The 25,441-nt window shown below is 69.1% G+C and carries 22 protein-coding genes; 10 read left to right on the forward strand and 12 right to left on the reverse strand.

All coding sequences use genetic code 11. The annotated features are described in order from the left end of the window. Positions 1–173: 173 nt before the first annotated feature. Entirely contained in the window at positions 174–584 is a 411-nt protein-coding gene (locus SJY07_RS25550; protein WP_380162721.1) for a hypothetical protein, read from the reverse strand. 224 nt (positions 585–808) lie between these two features. Further along, entirely contained in the window at positions 809–1,456 is a 648-nt protein-coding gene (locus SJY07_RS25555; protein ID WP_380162723.1) for a DUF4328 domain-containing protein, read from the reverse strand. A 188-nt stretch (positions 1,457–1,644) separates the two neighbouring features. On the opposite strand from SJY07_RS25555, the gene SJY07_RS25560 reads away from it, so the two are divergent. The 3 genes from SJY07_RS25560 to SJY07_RS25570 all read left to right on the forward strand — a co-directional run bounded on the left by SJY07_RS25560 (position 1,645) and on the right by SJY07_RS25570 (position 4,130). Next, positions 1,645–1,869, forward strand: coding sequence for an I78 family peptidase inhibitor (locus SJY07_RS25560; protein WP_380162725.1), 225 nt, complete (start codon positions 1,645–1,647; stop codon positions 1,867–1,869). 69 nt (positions 1,870–1,938) lie between these two features. Further along, positions 1,939–2,337 carry a hypothetical protein gene (locus SJY07_RS25565; RefSeq protein ID WP_380162727.1) on the forward strand — a complete coding sequence of 133 codons (399 nt, stop codon included), beginning with the start codon at positions 1,939–1,941 and terminating at the stop codon, positions 2,335–2,337. Positions 2,338–2,891: 554 nt separating this feature from the next. Continuing rightward, on the forward strand, positions 2,892–4,130 hold the full coding sequence (locus SJY07_RS25570; protein WP_380162729.1) for an IS110 family transposase: 1,239 nt from the start codon (positions 2,892–2,894) through the stop codon (positions 4,128–4,130). A gap of 111 nt (positions 4,131–4,241) precedes the next feature. On the opposite strand, the gene SJY07_RS25575 is transcribed toward SJY07_RS25570, so the two are convergent. Next, positions 4,242–4,553, reverse strand: a complete 312-nt coding sequence (locus tag SJY07_RS25575) for a hypothetical protein (RefSeq protein WP_380162731.1) — start codon at positions 4,551–4,553, stop codon at positions 4,242–4,244. Positions 4,554–4,656: 103 nt separating this feature from the next. Between SJY07_RS25575 and SJY07_RS25580 the strand changes: the two genes are divergently transcribed. Then, complete coding sequence (locus tag SJY07_RS25580; RefSeq protein ID WP_380162733.1) at positions 4,657–4,896, forward strand: hypothetical protein; 240 nt, start codon at positions 4,657–4,659, stop codon at positions 4,894–4,896. Between the two features lie 38 nt (positions 4,897–4,934). Here the strand turns inward: SJY07_RS25580 and SJY07_RS25585 are convergent, their stop codons facing one another. Further along, on the reverse strand, positions 4,935–5,309 hold the full coding sequence (locus tag SJY07_RS25585; RefSeq protein WP_380162735.1) for a hypothetical protein: 375 nt from the start codon (positions 5,307–5,309) through the stop codon (positions 4,935–4,937). A 510-nt stretch (positions 5,310–5,819) separates the two neighbouring features. Between SJY07_RS25585 and SJY07_RS25590 the strand changes: the two genes are divergently transcribed. From SJY07_RS25590 to SJY07_RS25600, 3 genes are all read left to right on the forward strand, one after another. Further along, positions 5,820–6,236 carry a hypothetical protein gene (locus SJY07_RS25590; protein WP_380162737.1) on the forward strand — a complete coding sequence of 139 codons (417 nt, stop codon included), beginning with the start codon at positions 5,820–5,822 and terminating at the stop codon, positions 6,234–6,236. 155 nt (positions 6,237–6,391) lie between these two features. Then, positions 6,392–6,865 (forward strand): hypothetical protein, encoded by a 474-nt coding sequence (locus tag SJY07_RS25595; protein ID WP_380162739.1) that lies wholly within the window; start codon positions 6,392–6,394, stop codon positions 6,863–6,865. Between the two features lie 122 nt (positions 6,866–6,987). Beyond that, on the forward strand, positions 6,988–7,284 hold the full coding sequence (locus SJY07_RS25600; RefSeq protein WP_380162741.1) for a hypothetical protein: 297 nt from the start codon (positions 6,988–6,990) through the stop codon (positions 7,282–7,284). Between the two features lie 114 nt (positions 7,285–7,398). Here the strand turns inward: SJY07_RS25600 and SJY07_RS25605 are convergent, their stop codons facing one another. Next, positions 7,399–8,142, reverse strand: a complete 744-nt coding sequence (locus SJY07_RS25605) for a hypothetical protein (RefSeq protein WP_380162743.1) — start codon at positions 8,140–8,142, stop codon at positions 7,399–7,401. A gap of 465 nt (positions 8,143–8,607) precedes the next feature. Between SJY07_RS25605 and SJY07_RS25610 the strand changes: the two genes are divergently transcribed. Then, positions 8,608–9,033, forward strand: coding sequence for a hypothetical protein (locus SJY07_RS25610; RefSeq protein ID WP_380162745.1), 426 nt, complete (start codon positions 8,608–8,610; stop codon positions 9,031–9,033). 174 nt (positions 9,034–9,207) lie between these two features. On the opposite strand, the gene SJY07_RS25615 is transcribed toward SJY07_RS25610, so the two are convergent. Beyond that, complete coding sequence (locus SJY07_RS25615; protein WP_380162747.1) at positions 9,208–9,555, reverse strand: hypothetical protein; 348 nt, start codon at positions 9,553–9,555, stop codon at positions 9,208–9,210. A 299-nt stretch (positions 9,556–9,854) separates the two neighbouring features. Next, the gene (locus tag SJY07_RS25620; RefSeq protein ID WP_380162749.1) at positions 9,855–10,352 is read right to left on the reverse strand and encodes a hypothetical protein; all 498 of its coding nucleotides are present in this window, start codon (positions 10,350–10,352) and stop codon (positions 9,855–9,857) included. 759 nt (positions 10,353–11,111) lie between these two features. Between SJY07_RS25620 and mobF the strand changes: the two genes are divergently transcribed. Further along, a complete protein-coding gene (gene mobF / locus SJY07_RS25625; protein ID WP_380162833.1) occupies positions 11,112–16,604 on the forward strand; it encodes a MobF family relaxase in 5,493 nt (1,830 codons plus the stop codon). Positions 16,605–16,632: 28 nt separating this feature from the next. Beyond that, complete coding sequence (locus tag SJY07_RS25630; RefSeq protein WP_380162751.1) at positions 16,633–17,274, forward strand: hypothetical protein; 642 nt, start codon at positions 16,633–16,635, stop codon at positions 17,272–17,274. Positions 17,275–17,316: 42 nt separating this feature from the next. Here the strand turns inward: SJY07_RS25630 and SJY07_RS25635 are convergent, their stop codons facing one another. The 5 genes from SJY07_RS25635 to SJY07_RS25655 are packed head-to-tail and all read right to left on the reverse strand — an operon-like array spanning position 17,317 to position 25,429. Further along, positions 17,317–18,192 (reverse strand): hypothetical protein, encoded by an 876-nt coding sequence (locus SJY07_RS25635; protein ID WP_380162753.1) that lies wholly within the window; start codon positions 18,190–18,192, stop codon positions 17,317–17,319. Next, positions 18,189–20,045 (reverse strand): type IV secretory system conjugative DNA transfer family protein, encoded by a 1,857-nt coding sequence (locus SJY07_RS25640; protein ID WP_380162755.1) that lies wholly within the window; start codon positions 20,043–20,045, stop codon positions 18,189–18,191. Before SJY07_RS25640 ends, SJY07_RS25635 begins: the two co-directional genes overlap by 4 nt. Further along, a complete protein-coding gene (locus SJY07_RS25645; protein ID WP_380162757.1) occupies positions 20,045–22,186 on the reverse strand; it encodes a hypothetical protein in 2,142 nt (713 codons plus the stop codon). Before SJY07_RS25645 ends, SJY07_RS25640 begins: the two co-directional genes overlap by 1 nt. Next, the gene (locus SJY07_RS25650) at positions 22,183–23,835 is read right to left on the reverse strand and encodes a hypothetical protein (RefSeq protein ID WP_380162759.1); all 1,653 of its coding nucleotides are present in this window, start codon (positions 23,833–23,835) and stop codon (positions 22,183–22,185) included. Before SJY07_RS25650 ends, SJY07_RS25645 begins: the two co-directional genes overlap by 4 nt. Before the next feature lie 4 nt (positions 23,836–23,839). After that, a complete protein-coding gene (locus SJY07_RS25655; protein WP_380162761.1) occupies positions 23,840–25,429 on the reverse strand; it encodes a hypothetical protein in 1,590 nt (529 codons plus the stop codon). Positions 25,430–25,441: the final 12 nt, after the last annotated feature.

Raw genomic sequence — 25,441 nt, forward strand, 5'->3', positions numbered from 1 at the left:
TGCCGCCCAGGATGATGCCGATCACGAAGTAGCCACGCCACGTCTTCACTCCTCGATCATGGATGACGGCGACTGCCTAGGCAGGTTTTGGTCGTCCGCCTTTCGCCAAGAGCGTGACGTCGCCGGCCGCTGGCAAGCACGCACAACGCGGGATGACCGGTAGGTCGACGTCGTCAGCTTCCGAGCTGCTGCCAGGGTCTGAGGTAGTGGGCATCACCAGGGGCCACAGCCAGCTCCACGCGCGAGCCGTCAACGAAGGCCGCAGTCCACACCTGCGCCCAGGGGTCCAGCCAGACCAGCTCGCCCCCCTGCGGCTTGCGAGGTTCGGGGCTTTCGAGTCGGCCCCCGACGAGCACCGCGCCGCGCCAGCGCAGATCACCTTCGTCGTTGATGACCGCACCTGCCGCGCCACCCCACGCCTGGCTGAGTCCATGAGGTGATGGCCCCATGGATCGGATGTTGGCGTCGAAGACGTCGTCGCCGTAGAGGCCGCGTTGGGCGCGGCGGCGCAGTCGGGGGACAAGCAGACCGACGGCGGTACCGAGGATCGCCATGGCGATGGCTGTCCAGATCCAGTGGGGCATGGAGCTCCTGCATACGGTGGCGAGAGGGACTCAGCATCCAGGTTGTCAGCTCCGCTGACGCCCTGAACGATCATCCGCAATTCGGCATATGAGGTCGTCGCCGGCGGTCCGAGACCGCGCTTACCGCGGGATGACCGTGACGTCGAGACAGCGGTGCCAGGTGGAGGGCGCATCGCTTCAAGACCATGGGTTCGCACCAGGTGCTCGTGCCGTGCGGCGAACGATCAGCCAGCAGCCGACTGCAGCGCAGACCCCGTGCGAACGATCTTGATCCAGGCCCACAGCGAGACCACGAGGCAGATGCTGCCCAGCAGGGACATCCCGCCGACCACCCTCAGGTCAGCTGCGGTGTCCACGGTGCTCACTTGGAGGGCGAGGTTGCCGAGGATCGTGCTCACCAACCATGTGGCCCACCACAATCCGAACGGCGGACGTGAGGCCGCCGCAACGGAGGTCGTGTCGGCACTCGCTGAGGCCGTCACGGCGTCGCGCACTACCTGGAAGGGGAACCACAAGGAGACGATGGGAACGAGCCAGCCAGCCCACGCCCAGCCCCAGGCCCGCTGGTGATGGAACCAAGGCGCGAGCTGGTCGGCGTTGCGTCGCAGACGGGTCAACCAGATGCCGGTGACGATGAAGAGGGCCAGCCACGCCAGTGACGTGATGGTGTCGTAGACCCTCCAGGCGCTGCTGGAGTATGCGAAACCCGTCAGCGCGCCAACCAGCTCGCCCGCAGTGACCAGGGTCGAGACCGCCACGACGGCAGTACCCATTGCTCGAATGGGGCGCAGGTACGTGCCCTGGTGGTGGGCGGCAAGCTCTTGCAATCCGCTTGCCGCGTCTCGGCGGTCGTTCTGCGCTGGATCGGGCACCGTCGCTCCTTGATCGAAGGAGCACCACACTAGGCGCCGGATGTCGGCCTCGGGGCCGGTTGGTCACAGCAGAGCGACGATTGACGACGTCCCGCACTTCGCCACGAGCGGACGTCACCGACCCCGGGGCGACTGCGCACAACGCGGGATGACCGTGCGTTGAACGAGCACGCTGAGACAGTGATCGCATGGACGAGCCAGCCACTGAGAACGCGTGGGACCACTTCGACAACACGTGGTTGGCCGACTTCATCGGCCTGTCGCTGACGGCTGCCATCGAGAAGGCTGAAGCTGAGGGCCGTCCGGCACGCGTCCTGCGCCCGTGGTCGGACATGACCCTGGACTTTCGCCCTGACCGTCTGAACCTGCGCGTGGACGCAGCAGGTGACCTCATCGAGATGAGTGCAGGGTGAAGTCTCGGCCTGCGGGATGATCGTGAAGTCGGCGCCTGCGCTCAACGACGGGGTCGGCATGCTGATCGCATGAACCCTGAGCTGGACGCAGCGCTGACGCCGCTCTTGGCTGACCTGCAGGTACCCGATGGAGTCGTACCCATCGTGGACGACACCGAGTGGCAGGACGAGCCTGGTGCTGCCAGTTGCTGGCTGCACAGCCCCGACGGCACCGGGACGGGGGTGTGGGTGCAGACGGGTCAGCCGTTCCCCGCGCAGGTGCTCGCGCTGGCCGACCAGGTACAGCAGTGGGCGGTGGAGGCGTTGTGGAAGCTGAACCGTCCGGCGTCGTGGCCGGCCTGCCCGCACCACCCCGACCGGCATCCGCTGGCTGCGCGCGCACACGGCGCTGAGGCGGTGTGGAGTTGCCCTGTGCTGGACGAAAAGGTCAGCACCATCGGGTCCTTGAGGAGCTCCCGCAGCCTCTAGCGACACCTCAGACGCCGCGCCTGATCGCAGGATGACCGTGCGTCTCGCGCCGCGGCATAACCGAGCGATTCGCGCAGGGACGCAGTGAGACTCGGTCTCCTACTCAGTCGTCGTCGGAGGGCGCCTCATCCTCTGAGGTTGGGGTGAGGTCTTCTCGAGCTGGCCAAGGCGCGGGCTCCCCGAGCTTGGAGTAGCTGAGCGTGCGAGACACGTTGGTCTTCTTCTCCATCGTCGTCCTCCTTACGAGGGCCTCGGTCAGGCTCAACAGTTGTTAGCCATCATCCGCCCTTCGACTACTTGTTCACTGGACCCACGGCAACGGCCCGGCCAGGCTGTGCCGAGGTGCCCGACGTGACGCTCTCAATTCGACTGCCCACCAGCTTCACCGGTGTGGCTCCCTCTTGGCATGCGGAGCGTCGGGCACCGCCCGGCGGGGTGTGGCTCAAGAAGGGACTGTTGCACTCGAAGTAGTACTGCCCATCCTCGCCAGCAGTGACGGCCGGACCGTCTGGTCTGGCCGCAGGCTCGAGGTGGGGAACGAGGTGGACGCCACGATGAACGTCATCATCGGGATGGATCCGCACAAGCGTTCGGCAACGATCGAGGTGCTCGGCCCCGGCGAGCAGGTCCTGGCCGGTGGGCGCTTCGCCACCGACACCTCCGGCTACCGAGACATGCTCACCGCCGGCCGAGCATGGCCGCAGCGGACGTGGGCGGTCGAAGGGGCCGGCGGCATCGGCAAACACCTGGCTCAGCGCCTACTGGCCGATGGTGAGCAGGTGCTGGACGTGCCAGCGACGTTGTCGGCGCGGGTGCGGGTGTTTTCCACCGGCAACGGTCGTAAGACCGACGCGACCGATGCCCACTCCATCGCCTTGGCCGCGGTGAGGACGTCGACCCTGCGGCGGGTCCAGGCTGATGGGGAGAACATGGCACTTCGCCTGCTGGTGGATCGCCGCGACGAGCTCGGGATGCTGCGGACCCAGACGGTCAACCGCATCCACAAACTCCTGCTGGAACTGCTGCCCGGTGGGGCGAAGACGTTCCTGACTGCGGCGCAGGCCAAGAAGCTGCTGGCTACGGTCAAGCCGCGTGACGTCGTCGGCAAGACGAGGCGGGCGTTGGCGGCGGAGAAGATCGCTGACCTGGCGGTCATCGATGCCAAGATCAAGGCGGCGAAGAAGCAGTTGAGCGAGCTGATCACCGCGACCGGGTCACGGTTGCTGGAGCTCAATGGGATCGGCCCGTCGGGGGCGGCGCGGTTGTTGGGCGACGTCGGCGACATCGCCCGGTTCCCGACCAAGGCTCATTTCGCGTCCTGGAACGGGACTGCCCCCATCGATGCGTCCAGTGGGGACAATAGCCGGCAGCGGCTGTCGCGGTTGGGCAACCGTCGGATCAATCGGGTGTTGCACATCGCTGCGATCGTGCAGATTCGTCATGACACTGCGGGGCGGGCCTACTACCGGCGGAAGTTGGCGGCAGGGAAGTCGCCTTTGGAGGCGATCCGGTGCTTGAAGCGGCGTCTGTCCGACGTGATCTATCGCCAGATGGTCGCTGACGCTGCAGCCGTCGCGACCCTGGTCGAAGCCGATGCAGCACCTGCCGTCTTGGTCGAGGGAGACGTTCAGCAGCAGGTGCTGGTGACGGGCCCGGGAGGACAAGCGGGGGCGTCTGCTGGCTCCAGCGCGACCGGCTCGGACCCCGGTGCCGGTTCTTCGGAGAAGTCACTTCCCGGACCCGCCGAAGCCATCCTCATCACTGCTGCTCGACGCCGCAAGACCCCTGCCTGACGCCGCTGTTGACACAGAAGGGGTCCAAGACCGCGACGTCGCCGGCGGCCGGGACCGCGCACCATCCGCGGGATGACCGAGCAGGTGGACGAGGCGCAACGTGAGCCCCGTCTAGCTCTGGTAACCGTCGATCACGTCGAAGCCGGGCCCTAGCTCGGCGCGTAGCCGAGTGACTAAGGCTCTGCCCGTAACGACCCAAGCGTCCAACTCTGTGTCGGTGCCGCGGACAGGGTTCGGCGGGTCCATCAGCTCGTCGTGACGACGTGCCCATGCCCGTACGTCGTCCTTGAGGTCTTCGGACAGGGGCAACCGGTCGAGTCTGACCATGCCCTTCTGGCCTTCTGCGCTTTGTCGCCACAGTGGGTCAGCGCCGAAGTCGGCCTTGAAGGTCAAGGTCACCGGTTGCTGCGCTTCCTCTGCCATCACTGCACGGTAGCCAACAAGATCCGGTCACCAAGAGGTGCCGAAACCTGACGCCGTCGGCGGCAAGACCGCGACATCGTGCGCAGCGCGCGAAGGTGGGCCCATGGACGGCACATGGGACGCAGAGGTGGATGCGGCGAACATCGACCTACGAGGTGAGTGCACCGACCTGGCGCTTGAGCAGGTCATCGTGGACACCGGGTCGAAAGAGTACGAGGTGATTCTCGACTTCCGCGCTGCTGGTCGTCTGCTGGGCGTTGAGGTGCTGGGCGCCACGACTGCTCTAGACCCTGCTCTGCTGCGGACGCCGCGCCGCATCGACAGACCAGCAGAAGCGCCCTGAGCGCGGGATGACCGAGCGAACCGGCGCGATCCTCGCCGTTAGACGTCAGAACTGATCTTGATCCGAGGTGCCACCACCAGCATCAAGCCCAGCAGTCCGCAGCCAATGGCGCCGGCGGCGAGAGCATCGCGGTGCCAGGTGGCGGCGGTGGTGGTGACGAAGCGGCCGTCGCGCAGGAACCAGTCGCAGCGCACTCCCATGGGCCACCACTCCCAGTGCTGACGGACGTCGACGCCGCGTTCGAGCACGCGCTGCTGCAGGGGGACGCGTGGACTGATGCCCTGGTAGACGCAGAAGTCGCTTTCGATGCCGAACAGGTCGGCCTGGAAGAACAGCACGGGCAGCGCCAGGGGGGCGGTGAGGACCATGAACCCGCCGATGAGACGACGGATCAGGGTCGAGCCGTTGAACACGTGCGGCTCCTGAACGGGGTGGGGTGTGAAGGACCAGGCTGCGGGATGCCTTCAGCATCGGGTTCTGCGGCGCTCAACTCGATCCGTTGATCAACTTCTCTGCAAGATCATCACGTGCAGGGAGTCGAGTGCCTGGGTGACGTTGCGCAGAGCGATGGGACCGCGCGACTGACGGCCTCCTGACCAGCGGGATGACCGTGCGTCTAGCTCAGGCCGTCAGTCGCTCTGGACCGATAGGGGGTCTGAGGGAACCCTGGAGGAGGGTGAGCCATCTCAGGGGTGAGGTCACGATCGGAGGAGGGACCAGTCATGCACGCGAAAGCAGCGCGTTCGCGATGGGCGATTGCTGTGATGAGCGTCCTGCTGGTCCCCACCGCAACAGGCTGTTCAGGGAGCCCTGCGCAGTCTGAGCCAGCGGCTTCGTCAGCGTGCTCCAAGGCGGTGGTGGGACAGGTCAGTGCCCGCGTCACGGTGACGGCTGACGATGGGGCGCCTGCATGGGCTCCGACGGTGTTGCTGGACTACTCCCAAGGCTCACCCGATGGTGCCGCTGGTGGTCCGCTGACGGAGGTCACCTCTTGCGTCGTCTCGGAGATGAGCCTGCTGCAGGGTGACGGCGGGGACCTGAACGGGAGTTTCGCGTTGGAGTCTCGGATGGATCGTCAGGGTATCGACGCTGCTGAGGGGCAGGGTCGGGTGTTGGTCACCGATCAAGCGGTCTATGCGGTGGACACCCAAGGTGGAGGGGATTTCGGCAGCTTCACCGGGTGGTACGTCGACTTCGCCCAGGCTGGGGTTGGCTTGTACCGGTGGACGGCCCCGGCGCACTGGAATGGCTCGGCGGGCACATCGGTGGCTGGGACGGTCCAGGTCGATCTCACCGTCAGCACGGGTGCCTCGCCGAGCGAGGCGCCTGCGGCGTCCTGAGCAGCTTTGCGATCACGCGCAGTTCGGCAGATGAGTGAAGTCGCCGGCCGGCCGCGGCAGCGCGCACCGCGGGATGACCGTGACGTGCGGCCACGTCCACGCAGGTTTCTTCTCGGCTGGGGAACGGAGTGACCGCTGCCGGCGTCCTACGCCGCATGCGAGCACGTCAGCTCTTCGCGGCCGCCGGGGTGCTGGCCTTCGTCTGCGCAGCGCTGGGCATGCTGCCGGCGACACCGGCCGCGGCCAGCTGCGTGGGCCCGCAGCTGGCGATCGGCTCTGACCCGCAGGCGGCTCTGCCGACAAGTGAGGAGAGCCCCGCACCGGTTGCGGTAGCTAAGGGTGAGCGTCTGCAGGTCGCCGGGCAGTGGTTCCACGACGGCTGCAACGACACCCACGCGGCCGGTGCAGGGTGCGCTGGGCCGCAGGAAAGCCCCGAGAGCCCGATGCAGGACGTGGACCTGGTCCTGGAGCAGGGCGGTAGGTCGTGGACGTTGGGCGAGGCTGATGCGGCTGGTCGCGATGAGAGCTACGCCATCGGGTGGCAGGTCGACCTGCCCGCAGAGGTCGCGGCGGGTCCGGCGGTGTTGAGTGCTGCTGGTGTCGAGGTGGCACTCGAGATCGGCGGCTGACTTCGCGGTGGCGGTGACGGGTTGCACCGGATCGCCGGGATGACCGTGAAGTGCTGGTGATCAGCCGGGTTGAAAGTCCCGATGCTGGCTCATCGGGCGAGTCAGTTCGACATGCTGCCCTGATGGTTCTGTGGGAGATCGCGACCGCCCTGGTGCCGATCGCCGTTGCCCTGGCTGCGGTAGCGATCTCGGTGCTGCTGATGGTGAGGCAGCGGCGCCACTCCCTGCTGGCGCTGTTCCCGTGGGCCGTCGTCGTGGTGGCTGCGGGGTGGTGGTTGGTGAAGAACATCGAGTTGGCCGATGCCACTGATGGGGGTAGCGGGCTCTGGGGCGCTTGGCCCTGGCTGATCGTCGCTGTCGTGGTCTCAGCTGGGGCGATGTTGGTCGTTCATCTCCCCGCGGCCGGCGACTCCCGTTGAGGTCGTTCAGCAGCGCGGTATGACCGCAAAGCTCGATAGCTGGTCAGTGACGTTGCTTCAGCGTCGATCAGGAGGGCAGTGCCAAGCTGGTGGAGCCTGCTTCGATGGTGGTGTTCAGGTGGGGATGTCCGTCTCGTTGGTGACCTCCACCTGGGCTCGACCTGGTTCGGTGCCCAGCTCGACGGCGTCGAGGCACTCCTGCACCGCTTCGACACCTGGCTCTCCCCGGCTGGCCTCACCGGCACCGAGGCGGATGACGCCCACCTCGATCACGGCGGAGGTCGCGCCCAGATCGCAGCTCTGCAGCGCGGCGTCGACACGTCCGTAGAGCACCCGCATCTGCAGCTCGGAGAACGGGGTGGTCTCCACCTCGACCCGTCCAGCGAGCACCCCCGCCGGTGCGCTGGCGAGGGGGTCGGGACCGGCGGCTTTGGTGAGGGCGGCGACGACGTGGAACTGCGGTTCGTAGGCGATGCGCAGTTGCGCGTAGGCGTCGGGGTAGGCGCAGCGCAACCACGCGTCCAGGACCGAGGCCTGCTGCTCGTCCTGGGCGCGTTGCGTGTCCTGCTCCAAGGTGAGTCCTTCGGAGAGTCGCTGACCTTCATCGACGCTGATGGGGGCGGGGACGTCGGTGACCGCTGGGCACTGGCCCGCCACCTCCGCACGGGCTGAGGCGCTGGCCTGCGCCGCAGCCGTCGTGGCGCTCGATGGTGAGGCCGGGGTGGTGTCGTTGCGGAGTGCGCCGGCGTCCTGGGAAGCGCAGGCGGTGCTGAGGAGGGCGACGGCGGTGAGCGTGGCGGCGTTCAGGGCATGTCTGGTGAAGCGTGCCCCGGGCGTGGGTCCTGCTGGGTTGAGCATGGACGGCGCTCCTCGTCAGCGTGGTCGGTAACCGGCGGTCGGTGACTGGTTCTGCTGGGACGTCGGCGGGGCAGTGGCTGCGTTTCTGGATGCGTTGGCCGGGCGGTGTAGAGACGTTCCATGGTGTCTTGGACGACGTCGTCGCTGTGGTTTCAGTTCTGGCAGCAGGCGTAGGCCCGGGGTCCGTGACCTGAGGCAGGGCTGATGCGGCGAGATCGTCGAAGGCCACTTCAGTGGGCTGTTGGTGCGCGGTCCCTCCCTTCTTCACCAGCTGATACGCCGTAGCTGCCCATGAGGTTGCACGGCGCACGGGGTGCTCGAAGGGTCGCTTGGTCATCGGCATGTGAGGTCGTCGCCGGCGGTCCGAGACCGCGCTTACCGCGGGATGACCGTGTGGTCCTGCGGATGCTCCACCCGCCCTTTTGGCTGCCTGCGGAGGAGGACGATCCGGGAGAGGCTGTCTGCATGTCCAAGGGGGAGCCACCTGATGCCACTGTTCACCGCGCGGCCTGGCCCGGCGTGCTTCTGGCTGCTGAGGTGCTCCTTCTCGCCCTAGGCATCTGGGGGCTGGCTGAAGGCAGCATCTGGCAGACGGTAACCGGATGGGCAGGAGCGTTCGTGGCCGCCGCTGTCGTCGTCGTCATCACTGTCAGACGGCGTGAGCAGAACGGGCGTGAGGTGAGGGTTCACCTTCGACTGTTGTGCTCCTTGCGGCCCTATCTCATCGGCCTCTGCGCAGTCTGGGGAGCCCTGATGGTCCTCGCCGCGGTGAGGAGCTCGCCGTGGTGGCTGGCCGGCTTGGTGCTGCCGGTAGCTCTCCTGCTGGTCACTCAGGCCCAGGTCAAGAAGCTCAGCCGTTTGAGTCGGTCGACAGAAGCGGCGGTGGACTGAGCTCCCTGACGCCCTGGTGCAAGGTCTGATGGCGGTCAGCGGTCACGCGCTCGTCGGTATGACCGCGATGTCGCCAGCGGCCGGAACCGCGCACCGTCCGCGAGATGACCGTGACGTCGCGCGCGCTGCGTGGGGGGACGTGCCCGAGCTGCCCACCGCGTGAGACCCCGCTCATCACGCCTCCTCACACGTTCCCACGTCGGGCACAGCATGGGCCTGGGGACAGCTGAGGTGCGTCCACCCCTTCTTCCCGTAGCCGTCGCGGCTGTCGATGAAGACCTCCATGCCGCTGCGCTCAGGCACCACGCGGTAGTACGTGAAGATCGGGTCGCCCTCGACGGTGTAGTCGGTCACCTTCAGCTCCGCGCCGGTGCCGCTGGTCTCCGCCGCCGCAAGGCAGGCAGTGCCGTCCCCGGGGACTTCTCCCGTCATGTCGCGGTTGACTTCGCCGCAGGAGGCCAGGTCCTCACGGGTGAGGAAGGACCAGGGTGGCATCTTGAGGACGGCCACGACTGCGGCCACGGCGAGCACGACGAGGATCAGTACCCATCGAGGTGCTGGTTGAGGCGATGGTTCCATCAGAGAACCTCGACCTGCGCGGCGGTGGCTGCCATGGCGGTGTGACGTCTCTTGACTGAGTGCGGTTCCTGGAGCGCGCGCAGATCGCCATGAGCGCGAGGTTGTCGACAATTCGGTAGCCGGTACACATACCACTGGGTTCGCGGAGCAGGAGCTCCAACGCCCACAGGACGACGTACGGATGAGGCCTCCACCGCTCAGCGGTAGAGGCCTCATCCTTACGCACTACGCACGTTGCCGGGTCACCCGACGAGCGCACCCACCCGCGACTTAGTTGTCTTCACAGCTGTGTCGGTCACATCCACAGCCGCAGGCGACGGCGTGACCACGACGTCCTCGACGCCCGAGCCGCTGGCGTCGACCGCCGCGCCGTCGTCGACACCATCACCCGCGCCGGACTCGTCCACACTCTTGCTCGCCGCACTGCGCACCCGCCGCAACTCAGCAACGGTCATCCCCAGCCGGTCCGCGACCTGGGGGGCAGGGGTGCCGGTGGCGAGCATCCGCTCCGCCACCTCGGCAGCCTTCGTCCGAGTCTCTGCGACGTCACGATCTGCCTGCTGCCGGATCGAGGCGATGCGCGCCTCCGCCGCCTCCACGATGTCGCCGGCCTCACCGTCGGCAACGAAGAACTCCTCGGCCAACTCCACCAGCTCGCGCTCACGCGCGGCGTAGGCGGCGGCACGTTCACGGGCCTGCTCACGGGCGGCGATCTGACGGCTGGACGTTCGCGCGGCCACAGCTACTCCTCGTCATCGGTGCTGCTGGATCTTGCGGCCAGCCTACCGGCTGCCGCCTCCTCAGCACCGCTCGCGACGCCGCGGGGCGAACCCCCACGCCACTCCCCCACGACCCCTCGGGCGACCTAACGCCTACCGCAGCGAGACCACTCCATCGCCACGTAACCGGCCCTCACACTAGACCGCTCCGACGTCACTCCGCGTCTTCCTACGTCATCGCGCTGCAGCACCGCGGCCCCTCGCACCCACGTGGACGGCAGGAGCTAACCCCAGGCTCCTCCCGCCCACCCGAGGCACGACGGGACCCACACCGCCCACCTGCACCCCGCCGGCAGCGCACCTGACCGCATCACCGCACCGACCGTTGCCGCCGACCGGGCACAGCTTCTTAGCCGCGTCCGAACCTCCCCCACCAAGACCCGCGAACGACACGAACGCGTACCTCTCGCCGGCGTCTCGACCCGACGCCGTGCTCTGCCTGTCCTCGGCACCTGAGCTTGCTCACCACCTCGAGCTCGTCGCCAGCGCTCCTCACCACAAGGCCGCGAGCTACGCCCAGGACCTCACCCAGGCCGCCAAGCGGAGCTCCCTCCGGTCGCACCATCACAACAGGCTGTCTGCGCAACAGCACGCAGACAGCCGCACCGGCTGACCACCGTCGCTAACGCTCCCCTGGACAGCCGCGTCTCCTTCGTCGACGGACCCTCATCAGGTCACACCTCTTGCATTATGAATCTGTCAGCTAGAGTCACCCCTGTGATGACCGTCGCCAAGCTCTCCGCGGGCGACGGGTACACCTACTACATCTCCGAGACCGTCAGCGCCGATGTGCGCCGCGAAGCGGGCCAGGAGCTGGGCGACTACTACCTCGCCCAGGGCAACCCACCCGGGGTCTGGACCGGCTCGGGCATCGGCGCGCTGGGCATGGACGGTGAGGTCACCGAAGCGCAGATGAAGGCCCTCTACGGTGAGGGACTGCACCCCGACGCCGACAGGATCATCGCCGAGAAAATCGCCGAGGGAGTCTCCCCCCAGGCTGCTCGTCGAGCCGCGCAACTGGGGCGGCGCTACATGCAGTTCAAGATGCCCGAGGGCCCCTCACTGGCCGAGCAGACCACCGCCGAGGTCGAGCGGTTCGAGCGCGAGAACCACCGCTCCCCCGACCCCGAAGAGCACCGCCTCATCCGCACTCGTGTGGCCGCGATCGCCTTCCGCCGCGACTACGGACGCGACGCGGGGACAAAGGAGGAGCTGGCTCGCTTCATCAGCAGCAAGTCCAAGCCCGCGCGCCAGGCCGTCGCCGGCTACGACCTGCAGTTCGCCCCCGCCAAGTCCGTCTCCACCCTGTGGGCCCTGGGCGATGAGGACACCCGCCGGGCCGTCGAAGCCGCCCACGAGGCCGCCATCGACCGCACCCTGGGGTGGATCGAACGCGAGGCCACCGCCACCCGCACCGGGTACAACGGCGTTGCCCAGGTCGACACCCTGGGTGGTCTGGTTGCTACCCGCTTTCGCCACCACGACTCCCGCGCTGGGGACCCCCAGCTGCACGATCACGTCGTCATCGCCAACAAGGTCCGCAGCCGTGACGGGGAGGGTGAGAAGTGGCGCACCATCGACGGCCGCCTGCTCTACCGACTCTCCGTCGCAGCCTCCGAGCACTACAACTCCGCTGTGCTGGAAGAAGTCAGCACCCGCCTCGGCCTCACCGTCGAAGACCGCGAAGTCACCCCCGGCAAGCGTCCCGTCGCTGAGATCGCCGGTGTCGACGACCGCCTCACCACCCTGTGGTCCTCCCGGTCCCTCGACGTCAAGGACCGCACCCGCCAGCTCGTCGAAGAACATCGCCAGGCTCACGGCAAGGAGCCTGACGAGCGCACCCTCATCCACCTCGCTCAGCAGGCCACCCTGGAGACCCGCCCCACCAAAGCCACTGCACGATCCCTACCCCAGCTGCGCGCGACCTGGCGCGAGGCCGCCGCCGAAATCGTGGGCGCCGACGCCGTCGCGGACGTCCTCGCCAGCGCCCAGCGCGCGGCCCAGCGCAGCCGCGACAGCACCCTCACCACGGGCGGTCCCGACACCCTCGACCTGACCTCAGGTGTCAGTGCTGGGGTTGACGGTGGTGTGGACATCGACCAGGTCGCAGCAGAGATCACCACCACCGTCGCTGAGCACCGCTCGGTGTGGGGACGACACCACCTCGAGGCCGAAGCCCGGCGCTGGAGCACCCGTTACGCCCGCGGCCGCCACGTGCCCGAGGAGCTCGTGCGCGCCATCACCGACCGCGCCGCCGGCGTGGAGTCGGTGGCCATCACCGGCACCGAACCGCACGCCGACTTCGCCCCCCTCACCCGGGCCAGTGACGGGCGCTCCATCTACACCCAGCGCGCCTCGGACTTGTTCACCTCCAGCGCCGTCCTGGCCGCCGAGGACCGGGTGCTCTCCGCCGCGCGGACCGAGGTCATCCCCGCCGTCTCCCCCGAAACCTTCGACACCGTCCTGCAGGCCTCCACCGCCCGACTGGACGCTGGGCAGCTTGCTCTGGCCCGCGAGTTCGCGACCTCCTCGCGCCTGGTCGTCGCCGGTATCGGACCCGCCGGAACCGGCAAGACCACCTCGCTGTCCCTGCTCACCGAAGCGGTGCAGGCGCAGGGTGGACGGGTCATCGGCCTGGCCCCTTCCGCGCGAGCCGCACAGGTGATGAGCAGCGAGCTCGGCACCCCCGCGCACACCCTGCACTCCTGGCTGGGCCAGCGTGCCCGCGCCATCGCCCGAGCCGCAGAGACCGGCACCGCCGTCGTCCTGAGCGAGGACCTGCAGCTACGCGCCGGGGACGTCATCGTCGTCGACGAAGCCGGGATGGCCGGCAGCCTGCGCCTGGCCGACGTCGTCGCCCAAGCCGACGCCGCCGGAGCCCACGTCCGCCTCATCGGTGACCCCGCCCAGCTGGCCGCCGTCGAATCCGGTGGGGTCCTGCGCCTGCTGGCCAGCGAGGTCGGGGCGGTAGAGCTGGAGACCGTCTGGCGCTTCGCTGACCCCGCCGAGGCCGCCGCCTCCCTGCAGCTGCGCGACGGCTCCTTCCAGCTCACCAGCGCCCGGAACACCGACCCCGCCGCCGCCCCGGGCGCCGCCGCGTTCGGCTGGTACACCGACGCCGGCCGCGTCACCGGCGGAGACAGCGACGTCATGGCCGATGCGGTGTTCGCCGCCTGGCAGCGCGACACCCTCGCCGGCAAGACCTCCCTCATGCTCGCCCCCGACAACACCACCGTCGCGGAGCTGAACACCCGCGCCCAAGCCTTCGCCGTCGCCTCCGGCACCGTCGATCCCGCTGTGCGGGTTCCCCTGCGTGACGGCCTGCACGCCTGCCCCGGCGACGTCGTGGTCACCCGCGCCAACGACCGCACCACCCGCGTCCACGACGGCATGGACTTCGTCAAGAACGGCGACACCTGGACCGTCGAAGCGATCCGCGCCGACGGCGGCCTGGACCTCCTGCACCGCACCCACCGCGGCCGGGTCACCCTCTCCGCCGACTACGTCGCACGGTCGGTGGAGCTCGGCTACGCCGCCACCGTGCACCGCGCCCAGGGCGCCACCGTCGACACCGCCCACGCCCTGGTCAACGAGACCACCAGCCGCGAAGCCGCCTACGTCGCCCTCACCCGCGGCCGGGACCGCAACCAGCTCTTCGTCACCACCGAACCCGGCAAGTCGATGCACGACGTGCTCGACGCTATCGCCGCCCGCACCACCCAGTCCGTCTCCGCGCATGAAGCGATCCGCGCCGAGCAGGACCGGACCATCGACCTCGAGCACCTCGTCGACGTCCACGCCGACGTCGCCGAACGCGCCGACGCCCAGCGCCTGCAGCACGTCGTGCGCGAGGTCCTCGGCGCAGGCGCCGAACGCTTCCTCGCCGCCGACGGCTGGCCCGGCATGGCCCGCTCCCTGCGCGACGGCGAACGCGCCGGAGTGGACCTACCCACCCTGCTGCGCGCCGCGGACACCATGCGCGAGTGGACCGACGCCGACGACGACGCCGCAGTGATGTCTTGGCGCCTGGACCGGGTGCTGGAGGAAATCACCACCGCCCGCGAGGACGCCGGCATCGACCCCGACGCACTGCTCGCCGACCCCACCGCAGCCTTGGCCGAAGCCGCAGCGGCCCGCCCCCTCGGCACGCTGACCGCGCAGCAGCTGCACCGCCTTGAAGCCACCGCGACCGCCGATCTGCGCCAGGCCCGTGCCGAACAGATCCGCGACGCCCGCCGGGTCGGCACCGCCACCGCCACCGCCACCCCGGCACCGATCACCGTGGACGACGTCGAGCACCCCGCCTGGATCGAGCGAGCCCACGGCGGCCTGGACTCCGCCCAGCTGCACGAGGCCATCGCCACCGCGCGGACCACCGCCCGCCGAGCCACCCACGCAGCCGATAGCGAGCAGGCCCGTGCGGCCTACGAAGAACTGCGCCGGTTGCAGGACGAGCGCGCCCTGCGCAAGGCCATGACCCCGGCCGAGCACTCCACCGAGAGCATCCAGCGCGCCGCCGTGGCGACTGCCGAAGCGGCGGGCAGTCCCTCCCCCGAGTCCTCCACGGCCGCCGACGCCGCGGACACCTCGACGCCGACTCAGACGCCGACCCGGGCGCGTCTGGGAACCACCGCCGAGCGGGTCGCCCGCGTCGAGATCCTGCACGACCGCATCGCCGGCGAGCTTCGTCTGCGCGACCGCCTGGCCCCCGCCACGCCCCCGCCCCCGGCACCCGACGCCCTGCCGGAATGGCTCGCCCCCTCCCGGGCCGTCACCGACCCCCACACCCCCGCTGCCTGGCGCGAGCACCTGCTGGAACGCCGCACCTTCCTCATCACCCGCCTGCACCAGGTCGGGGAAGAAGTCGCCACCGAGCAGCCGCAGTGGGCCTCCGACCTCGGTCCCCTCCCCGACGTCGACGACCCCCAGCGTGAACGCTGGACCTCCCTCGCCGGCCAGGTTGAGCTGTGGCGCCGCCAGCACCGCATCCCCACCACCCCGACCGTCCTGCCTCTGCCCGATGGTGAGCAGCCCGAGCAGGGTGGGCAGGTCGAGCAGCAGGCACGGATCCGCCAGCAGGCACTACCGCCGGAAGACGGCCCTCGACGCCCTGACAGCACGCCCTCGCGTCGCGAACTGGTCGCGGAGCAGCTGCGGCCACAGGTCACCTCCCTGCGCCGTCAGCTCACCCCCGTCACCGTCGCGGCTCCCGCACCTGAGCCGTCGGCCACCACCTCGGCAGCCCCGGTGGCCGTCGAGGTGACGTCGAACTGGCGTGACCTGTTTGCCTCTTCGCCGACCCTCTCCCCCGCCCCATCGCCCACGTCAGCCACCACCACCAGCACCGCCATCGAGGACGAAGACACCCCTACCCCGGAGGTCACGATGAGCCGCTACACCTTCACCACCGACACCGAGCAGTGGAGCGTCGGCTACGACACCACGCTGGAGACCCACTACGCCCAGGTGGAACCGCTCCGCGACCGCGCCGTAACGGACGCCGCACTCGACCCTGAGCTCGACGACGATCTCGACGCTGAGTTCGAGGACGAGTTCCCCGTTCCCACGCTCGAAGAAGCCCGCGAACGTGAACAGGCCGCCTACCGTCGTTACCTCAGCGAGGACCGCGAAGACCCCTCGGACTACCTCGAAGCCCGGTCCTACCGCGAAGCCCTGGAGGAGGAGGCCGCCGACCCCGCCGTAGCCGGGATCGACAGCCCAGACGTTGCCGACGTCACCCCGGACGGCGCAGACGGCACGGACATCGACGACGACGAGCTGCAGGACGTCGTGGGGCAGACCCCCGCCGAAGCCCCCACGCCCGCCGACCTGGAACGGTTGCTCGCCTCGCGGGTGCAGCTGCCGCAGGCCGTCATGGAACAGCTGATCGCCGATGCGCCCCCGGCGCCCAACGTCGAGCGCGTCGAGCAGCGCCTGGAGGCAGCCGAGCACCTCGTCACGGGTGCGCAGGAGAACGCAGAGGACCTCCAAGCACGCTGGGAGGCGCTGAAGGCCAACAGCGTCAGCAACCGCCTGGCACACCTCACCGGGGGACGTACCCCCGCCCGCACCGGAGGGTCCTCGCCTGCCGACGTGAAGTCGTCGACTCCGATCACCCCCGACAACGTGCACGCCGCCGAACGCGCCCAGGCCGAGGAACACGAACACCACCAGCAGCCCGGCCAGGGACCGGCGCGAGGTCCGCGCCGATGAGCACGCCGATCACCACTGGTGTGCGCTCGTGAGCGAGCACGTCCCGCCGCGGTTGAGCCCTGAACGTCGCAAGATCATCCTGGAGATGGCACAGCACTGGGGCATCCAGCTCCCCCCTCACGACACCGAACAGCTCGATCTGATCGGCGAGATGGGCAAGCTCGACTACAAGTACAAGCCGGGCCGGCTCGCGGAGCTGCACGCCGCCGGACGACTCGCCCCCGCGACCTTGAACTACCCGGTGCCGAGCACCTGGCGGTACCGCATCGACGGTGACCCCGTTCCGGTTCAGACCTGGCGTGAGCTGTTCCAGGCCGTCGACTACACCCACGACTTCTCGCTGGCCCGCAGGCCCCGTTGGCCGGTCCGGCTCTACCGGGGTGCCACCGAGGCGAACCGCGACGGCCTGGCCTGGACGTGGAGGATCGACCAAGCCACCTACTTCGCCAGCTCCCGCCAGGCCCCCGGCACGCACGCCTCCGTGTGGACCGTGTTGGCCCCACCCGAACGCCTTCTGGCCTACCTGGACGACGAAGGGGAGTTCGTCACCGACGTGCGCGGCCTAGAGGTCCAGCCCTATGACCCGCAGACCCCGTCACCGTGGTGGACACGCCACTGGCCGCATCGCCAGGGAGCTCGTCCGCTCACCCGCGCAAGGGTTCGTCGCTAAGCGATGCGCGTGGCCTGCGGGGGTCCGGCAGCGGTCACATGCTCAGTCGAGCATCTCCCCTGTGTCGGGATCGAACGGTGGGTCGAACTCAGGGTCGAACGGTGGCTCGGAGTCCAGATCGTCAACCTGCTCGACGTCGACCGGCTGCGCTGAGCCTCGCTGCGCTGCGACTCCCCTCGCGGCGGCCCGCTTCGCCGAGGCTGGGGTGTGCGGCGCGCGGACACGCGCACGGAGGTCGATGGCGACCTGCAGGAGTTCGGGATTCGTGACCGCACCCTTGCTTCCCCCGGCGGAACCTTTGCCCGAGGCCTGGTGACCCTGGCGGCAGTCCCCGATCCGGTACAGCGCCATCACACGTGTGAGCAGCGGGTGCAGCCAGCGGTCGTGGAAGTAGATCAACGCCGACGTGTCGGCCTGCGGGCCGCGGGTCTTCGCGCCGTCGATGTCCTTCTCCACCGGCCTGGCCTCATCCGCAGCCTGGCGCCACGCGGCGTGCAGGGCGGCCAGTTCCTCAACCACGCCCGGGTGAGCCGGCCAGCAGGCAGGCACCCCGGAGTTGGCGCGCAGGTCGTAGGTGGTGTGGAGCCAGTCCACCCAGGTGGCCAGTTTCCGCCACTCCTCGGCGGTAGCGCAGTCGACCCACGCCTGCGGCGGCGGAGTCTTCTGCGACTTCTCCGCGTCGTCCTCAGGTTCGGGTTTAGAACCTTCCCCGTCAGCGGTGGCGGTTTCCTGCCCGGCGGCGCCCGCGGGTTGGGATCCGCCCAACTGCTCGACTCGTTCAGCCAGCTGGAGCAGACCCTCGCCCAGGGCATCGTTGTCCTGCCCCAGCCCTCGCGCAGCGGCTTTGAGGAGTGCGTCCAGCTGTTCGACCTGTTCCCGCAGTTCCTCGACCTGAGCAGCCAGGTCCTGCCCGCTCACGGGAGAGTCTTCCGCGCGCTACCCGCGGGGTCGATGGACAGCAGAACCTCCGCTGTCGCCGCGGCGATACGACGGGCCTCGGTCGCCTGGCGTTCGCGCTCCAGGCGCGCACCGTCGGGCCGCTCGAACCACGGACGCATCGTGATGATGACTGGCTCGGCCGCCCCGTAGATGAGCAGTCCTTGACGATCCTTCATCATCCGTGCCTCTTCCGGGCGCAAGGCCCGGCGGTCACTGAGCTGGGAACTGCCGCTGGTCTCGCGCCCGGTGATCGGGTCGTAGGTGCTGGCCCATTCCGCGACCCGCACGTCCCCGACGAGAGTGGAGTAGCGCTCTAGGGTTTCGGGGTCCTTGTGTCCGGGGAGCAGGATCTCCGCGGCCATGTTGCCCAGCAGGGTGGATGCCCCATCCGCGCTCCAGCGGATGCGGGCCTGAGTGAATGACTGCAACGCAGCCATCAACTGCATCCCGTACCCGCGGGTGTCGGTGGCCATCGAGGGAAACTTCGGAACCGGCGCCACGTTGGCGATCTCGTCCCCCACCAGGCGGATTGGGGGGTCGATGCGCGAACCGGGTCGACGGACCGCTTCCCGCTTCACGGTGTCCACGATGTCCTGCAGCAGCATCGAGCACAACGGAGCCACGTTGGAGGAGGCGCTGTCGTCGGCGATGAGGAACAGCGTGTCGGTGGAGTTCACGAACGCGGTGGAGTCGAACTCCGCAACCCCCTCGGCCGGAGTCACCCAGCGGGCGACGTCGCGGGTGGCGAGGACGTCGATTGACTGCTGCAGGGTCATCCGGGTGGAGGACACCGTCTCCTCCGCACCGGTGGCGAGCGAGGCGAGCATCCCCGGCCACGCTGGCTCGGCCTGCGGGGAGGTCGACTCGCGGATGATCTCCTGCGGAACCTCAGCGCCGTTGGTGAGGTTGACCGCCCACTCGATGACGTCACTCATCGGGCGCCCGTCCAGGTCGGCCGCGTGCAGGAGGTAGCGCAGCACCGCAGCGGAGTTGGCGCGGAAGAACCCAGAATTGGTGGTGGATCCGTCGTCGGCGCCCAGGCCGGTGGCGAAGGCCAGGGCCCGACTGGTGGCAACCCGCGCATCAGCGCATCCGGCGACGGGGTTCCAGACCATGGGTTCGGGCCACCCGGTGCGCCCGAGCGGGTCGAAGACCCACACCCGACCCATGCGGGCGCGTTTGGTGGCGACGACGTCGAGGATGTCGGTGCGGGTGGAGGTGACGATGAGCGCCCCGGGCGCATCCAACGCCGCGGGGATCATCAGGTCCCGTGACTTGCCGGCGCCGGTGGGAGCCACGACCGCGACGAAGTCCTCCAGGCCCAGGATGACCTCCTGGCCCTGAACGTCGCCCAGGCGGAAGCCGATCTGCGTAACGTCAACGCTGGCTCGTTCCTGATCGCTTAGACCGGGCCGGGCCTGTTTGGCGCGTTCGCGAGCTCGTGCCTCGCCCATGTTGCCTCGCACCACAGCTGAGTTGGCGAAACCCTTCAGTTGCAGCTTTTTGGCCCTGCGCCCCGCCAGTCGGCTCAGCACCAGGAGGTAGGCCGCGAAGCAGAGTGCGTTGCCGCCCAACCACACCACGAGCACCAGGACCAGGCTCGGTGGAGTACCGGGCAGGGCCGCGATGGGGTGCAGGTGGAACAACGCGTTGAGCGTCGCCTGAACGTCACCGAAACCCACACCGGAGGCAGTGAGGGCGATGGCGGGGTGCCAGGTGGCCAGCATCCAGACGATGAACGCCCCGATGGCCAGGTTCGCCTTCTCGGTGCGGGTGAAGACGCCCGGCTTGGCGTCGGTGCGTCCCTGCAGTGGAGTGCTCCCGCCCGTCATCACAGCCCACGACCCTTCCCGGATGTGACCATGGCGTCGTCGGTGTTGGTGAGCTGACGTTCCAGGGCGGAACGGACGTGCTGCACGTGGATCTCGGGCCGGTTGCCGATCTTCAGCAGGTGGTGCCCGGTCTCGAGGTTGGCCAGGGTGTAGGCCGCGCCGGCGTCCAGGGAGAACGTGGTCAGGCAGGCCGCGATGTCGTCTTCGCGGTCCTGGCGGTACAGGTGCACCGTCTGTGCCTCTTTGATCATGGCGATGGCGTCGTCGTCGGTGGGCACGTCGGCCAGGTGGTGGATGGCGGCGATGTTGGACAGGCCCAGACCGCGGGCGAGTTTGGAGTTCTGCCGGAAGACTCGCCCGCCGGGGCCTCCGACCAGGTGCCAGCCTTCCTCGGCGACGTAGTTGGTGAGCAGGCCGCGGCGGTTGCGCAGCGTCCCCATCAGCCAGGCGTTCGAGACCGCGGTGACCATGCTGACCGCTGGTCCGTCCTCGGGGAGCTGGGAGATGTCGAAGACCGTGAGGCGGTCCGACAGGCTCACCCCCGGGGAGGTCGGGCCGTTGAACAGCCCTGCCAGCTGCGAAGACAGCAGCCGCTGCAGCAGCGCCCGCACACCCATCCCGGCCTCGTGCATCTTCTCCTTCATCTGCACGGAGTAGTCGACGAAGTCCGGGTGGTCGACTCGGCCCAGCTGCGGCAGGAGGTCCTCCAGGTAGGGAGCCCGGCCTTCCAGCTCGGCGTGACGGAGCGCCGCAAGATGCGCCGCCTCCAGCGCCGGAAGTTCCTTCCGGGGATCCAGCGGCTGGTTGTTGTTGGCCAGCTCGGCGATCGCGGCCAGCAGACGCGCTTGGCCGTCGACGCCGGCCCCAGCCAAGACCATCGGGTCGAGGATGTTCAGCCGGACACCGCCCTCCCCGACGACGAATCGCAGGGGTTCAGTGCCGAAGGTGCGGCCGGTCTCGGCGTACTCCCCTTCCCCGCCGCGGTCCTTCTTGTCCATGACCACCACACGTCGCTGCTTCATGATCAGCGGTCGCAGAACGTAGACGGTCTTGAGCAGGGAGGACTTTCCCGCGGAGATCGACCCGAGGGTCACCACGTTGGGGCTGCCGATCTGCCCGTTCTCGTAGGCGGTGAACGGGTCATGGCTGACCAGGGTGTTGGACAGCTTGTCGCGGCCGATGATGATGCCCTCCACCCCGGTGGGGGCGGCGACGATCGCGGTGTTCAGGATCTGGGCCTGGCGGGTCGAGCTCAACGCTGGAGCGGCCAGCGGCGCGTAGCCGCCGCGTCGGGCTCGACTCTGGGAGGTGCGGACCTGGTAGCCGCGCGGAGCTGGGAGGACCTGGACGCCGGGGCCGGAGACGGCGAGTCCTGCCTGAGCGGCAGCCTTACGGTCTGCCTTGTCGCGGCGGCGCAGGGCACGGGCCGACAGCTTCTGCTCGGCCAGGACCTCCTGCGGGCTCAGCTCAGCGCCGATGTCTGTGCTGACGTCTTGGCCGGCGCCCGCGCTGCGGGGCGCCACGAACTCGTCCTGACCGGTGCCCCCCAGGATGGCCAAACCGTCGAGCTGCCCGCTGACCTCACCGGATGCGCCATCACCGTTGCGGCGGCGCTCACGTCCGAAGTTGCGGTGCTCGCGGCGGTTCTCCGCTGCCTCCTTGCGCCGCTGGCGGCGTGAGGGGCGATCCTGCTTGGCCTGCTGCCGAGCCTTCCGCTCGGCCTCCTGCTTACTCTCGGGGTCAGTGCGGCGGGCCATGAGGCGGACCCCGGACTTGGCTGCGGGCTGGGCGGGGGGCTGGGCGGGGGGCTGGGTGGGGACTGAGCCGGGGTAGGCAGGGAGCTCGCGTCGGCGGGCGTTAGCCGCCACGGCCAGGTCGGCAGCACGCCCATCCACCACGACCGTGGAGTCCGCGTCAGGATCCACGGTGAGGGTGTCGGCGAACTGCTCGCGCTCCCCCGGATCCATCTGATCGCGGTAGCGGGCCATCCGACGCCGGTAGGCACCGGAGGCAACCTCGACCTCGGCCGGGGCGTCCAGGTCGATGCCCTGAGGGCGGGCCCGGCCACGGCTGCGGCCGGTGCGGACGGGCTGAGGGCGACCGGCCTCGGCCAGGTCGGACTTCGCGCCACGGGGGCTCATGAGATCGCTTCCTTGCTGCCGGTACCGGCGAGGAGGTCCTGCAGGCGGGCCGCGCCGGAACGCGAGAGAGGGGCCATGCCCCGGGTCAGGGGCCAGGTCGCGGCCTGGGCCGCGGCCTGCTGTCCGTCCAGCCACTGCAGGCGGGAGATTCCCGCGTCACCGGCAGCGGCTGAGACGGTGTCGACTGCGTCGGTGAGGTCTTCGCGGTTGCGGCCGGAGACGGTGATGTGCCCGGCCCAGCCGACTCCGTGGTACCCGGTCCCGACCGCCAGGTCGGCCAGACGGGCGCGGGCGGCGGTGCTGCGGGCGGCGAGTTCGGAGTCGTCGATGCTGCCCTTGCGCCGCTGCGCGGCCAGGTCGGCGAGGTCAGCGGTCAGGTCAGCCAGGGCCGCGCTGCGGGCGATGGCCGCAGGGACGACCTCGACCTGCAGCGACAGGGTCCGCACGATGGGGGTGCCGAGCTGGCTCAGCAGTGGTGCCACCCACAGGGAGGTGCGCGGGCCGGTCTCGAAGGCGTCGATGGGCAGTTCGGCGGTGCGATGCCACCACTGCTGCTCGGTCCCGTCGGGACCGGATGCGGTGACGATGTTCGCGGAGAGGACGTCCTCGCTGGGTTCCCAGGGGGCGTCGACGTCGAGGTCGTCGAGGTCGTCGAGGGGCCAGGAGGGGTTCTGCATGTGCCGCAGCACTGCCGCGAGGTGGCGGGCACTGAGGGTGCTGACTTCCTGCGGGGTGTTGCCGGGCCGCACCCGGCGCAACTGCGCCGAGACGGTGGCGATCTCAGCGTTCATCAACGCCCGCCACCCCTGCTGGGCCGGGCCGCGGCGGGAGGCGGCCTTGACGAAGGCGGGAGTGATGGGCCAGCGGATGACGACGTAGTGGCGCTGCATCAACCCGAAGGAGCGCACCAGCTGGACCACCTCGTCGTAGGAGGCGACCAGATCCATCATGGCCGCGTCGTCCTCGGCGATGGTTGGGTCCAGCTGCTCCCAGACCCAGGCCTCGTGTCGGGCCGAGTCCACCGGCAGCACCCGGGTCAGCGACTGCAGGCGGTTGGGCAGGGTGGCGACGTTGCCGAAGCGGTTCAGGACTCCGCCGAAGGCCTGCATGGCGTTGTCCAGGAACGCATCGGAGGCGATGCCCTGCACCTGACCGTCGACGGAGAAGCACACCGACAGCCAGGCGTCCTCTCCGGCCGGGACGTGCCACGCGATGCCGGGCAGGCCGTCCTCGCGCTGCAGCCAGTGGAAACCGTCGACGCCGTCGGGGGTTTCGCGGTAGCGCCGCTCCGCGCGTTCGAGTTCACGTCGCTCACGGCGAGACAGCTTGCGTCCGTCCTGGTTGTGGTCCCAGGTCAAGGCGCGATGGGCGATGGGGTAGAAGGACACGATGCCGAGTCGCTGACGCTCGCGCCAGCGCCGTGCGTTGGTCAGACGCAGGAACAGCGAGCCGCGGTGGGTGCGCAGGGTGAGGACCCACACCAGCCCAGCCGCGGCCAGGGTGGCGAGCAGGCCGGGGCCCTGGGTGTAGACGGTGAGGAAGGCGCCTAGGACGGCGACGATGACCAGAGCGATGGAGCGGGTCTTGTTGGAGGTGCCGCCGAAGAACCCGCGGCGCCCTGCTTCACCGCCGATGTTGCGTGTCTGCACGGGGTCACACCTTCCGCTGCGGGCGGGGTTCGCCCTGGCCGTCGTCGTCGCCGTAGTTCATCTGGTCCGTGACCACGTCGGTTGCGGTGTCTGCCAGTTCCCCGATGTGCTTGACCGTGTTGCTCGCTGCGCTGAACGCCACTCCCGCCGCCATCAACGGAACACCTGCCACGGCGCCGATGCCGGTGGCCGAAGCCGCCGCGCCGGTCGCTTCCACCGCCGTACCAGCTTCTGCTGCAGCCCCCGCGCTCCCGGCTGCTCCCGCACCGCCGCCAGCGCTGACCCCCGCAGGTGCGACCTTGGGAGCGGCGGTGGCCGTTCCCGCCCCGCTCGTTCCTGTCCCACCCGGTTTAGCACCGAGTGGGCGGCCGCCACCCGGCTTGGCCCCCGAGCCGACCGAGGGTCCCTCGCCGGCCTCGATCCCTGAAACGCTGGATTCCCCTGGGCGTGCCTTGACCCGGTCCGTCAACGACGGACCCGACCCGGGACTACCTCCACTCGCGGCCGAGTTGCCCGCGCCGTTCCCGGCGCTGGGTGCGCTCTCGGGAGGCGACGGGTTCGAGCGCGATGCCTGGGCGGTCTGAGAATCCCTAGCGGCCTGCTGCGCCAGCTGCCCCACCCCCGAAGGCATCGAAGGCGCGGATGGGCGACCGCCAGAATCGGGGCCGTCGCTCGGCAACACCGCGTTGCCGATCTTCATGAAGGTGAACGGTGACAGGGTCACCGCGAACAGGGTGATCGCCGCCAACGCCAGATTGGCCAGCCCTTGAAGGCCGGCGCCCTGAGCGTTGATCGTCAGGCCGTTCACCATGCGGAAGGCGAAACCGAGCAGGAGGAAGATCAGCACGTGGGAGAAGTTCAGCCCCATCCACACTGACACCAGTCGCATCCCGCGGCGGCGCTGGGTGGGGCTGGTCAGCCACACCAGGGACAGCGGGATGAGCACCCCGGTGAGGTAGAGGGTGACGACGATGACCAGCAGCACCAGGAAGGTCAGCAGCAGCGCCAAGATCAGGCACAGGTAGAGAACGATCGCGGTCACGGCACCGAACGCGGTGGAGATCGCGCTGCCGGCGGCGATGGCCCCCACGAGGTTGTTCGTGGTCGCGGCGGCGTTGGAGCTGATTCCCCATTCCACCAGTGACTGGCTCAGCGCCCCGGTGAGGGAGACGAGCAGAGTTCCCAGCATGGGCCCGAACAAGGATCCGAAGAAGAACGCCGGGATATAGAAGCTGAGGGTCGAGCTGACCTCGTCGCCCGAAACTTGCCGCCGGGCCAGCTGCACCAGCTGCACCGCGAGCAGGATGACCATGACGAAGATCGCCATGCCAAAGGAGACCGCGTAGGAACCGGTGAACCATGCCTGACCGAGGTCAGGGTGCGTGATGTCCTGCAAACCACCGAGTACCGACTTCGCCAATCCCGCCGCAGCGAACTGCAACTGCTGGGCGATATAACCCAGCGGATCGGTGCCAAACTCGATCGCCGTCGCGGCCGCCCCCACAGCCTTGTCTGCGCCCAGGAGGCACGCGGGCGAGAACTTGAAGGGAGGGATGTTGCAGAGAGCTTCAGCGGCGCCGGGGATGACGGTCACGGTGGGAATCAC

Source organism: Kineococcus sp. R86509 (assembly GCF_042466365.1).
In the GTDB taxonomy this organism is placed as follows: domain Bacteria; phylum Actinomycetota; class Actinomycetes; order Actinomycetales; family Kineococcaceae; genus Kineococcus.

Excerpts from the sequence above, each read along its gene's own strand:
- mobF (WP_380162833.1), top strand. The coding sequence starts at position 11,112 with ATGACCGTCGCCAAGCTCTCCGCGGGCGACGGGTACACCTACTACATC.
- SJY07_RS25595 (WP_380162739.1), top strand. The coding sequence starts at position 6,392 with ATGCGAGCACGTCAGCTCTTCGCGGCCGCCGGGGTGCTGGCCTTCGTC.
- SJY07_RS25560 (WP_380162725.1), top strand. The coding sequence starts at position 1,645 with ATGGACGAGCCAGCCACTGAGAACGCGTGGGACCACTTCGACAACACG.
- SJY07_RS25600 (WP_380162741.1), top strand. The coding sequence starts at position 6,988 with ATGGTTCTGTGGGAGATCGCGACCGCCCTGGTGCCGATCGCCGTTGCC.
- SJY07_RS25550 (WP_380162721.1), bottom strand. The coding sequence starts at position 584 with ATGCCCCACTGGATCTGGACAGCCATCGCCATGGCGATCCTCGGTACC.
- SJY07_RS25605 (WP_380162743.1), bottom strand. The coding sequence starts at position 8,142 with ATGCTCAACCCAGCAGGACCCACGCCCGGGGCACGCTTCACCAGACAT.
- SJY07_RS25640 (WP_380162755.1), bottom strand. The coding sequence starts at position 20,045 with ATGACGGGCGGGAGCACTCCACTGCAGGGACGCACCGACGCCAAGCCG.
- SJY07_RS25580 (WP_380162733.1), top strand. The coding sequence starts at position 4,657 with ATGGACGGCACATGGGACGCAGAGGTGGATGCGGCGAACATCGACCTA.
- SJY07_RS25565 (WP_380162727.1), top strand. The coding sequence starts at position 1,939 with ATGAACCCTGAGCTGGACGCAGCGCTGACGCCGCTCTTGGCTGACCTG.
- SJY07_RS25570 (WP_380162729.1), top strand. The coding sequence starts at position 2,892 with ATGAACGTCATCATCGGGATGGATCCGCACAAGCGTTCGGCAACGATC.
- SJY07_RS25645 (WP_380162757.1), bottom strand. The coding sequence starts at position 22,186 with ATGAGCCCCCGTGGCGCGAAGTCCGACCTGGCCGAGGCCGGTCGCCCT.
- SJY07_RS25610 (WP_380162745.1), top strand. The coding sequence starts at position 8,608 with ATGTCCAAGGGGGAGCCACCTGATGCCACTGTTCACCGCGCGGCCTGG.
- SJY07_RS25575 (WP_380162731.1), bottom strand. The coding sequence starts at position 4,553 with ATGGCAGAGGAAGCGCAGCAACCGGTGACCTTGACCTTCAAGGCCGAC.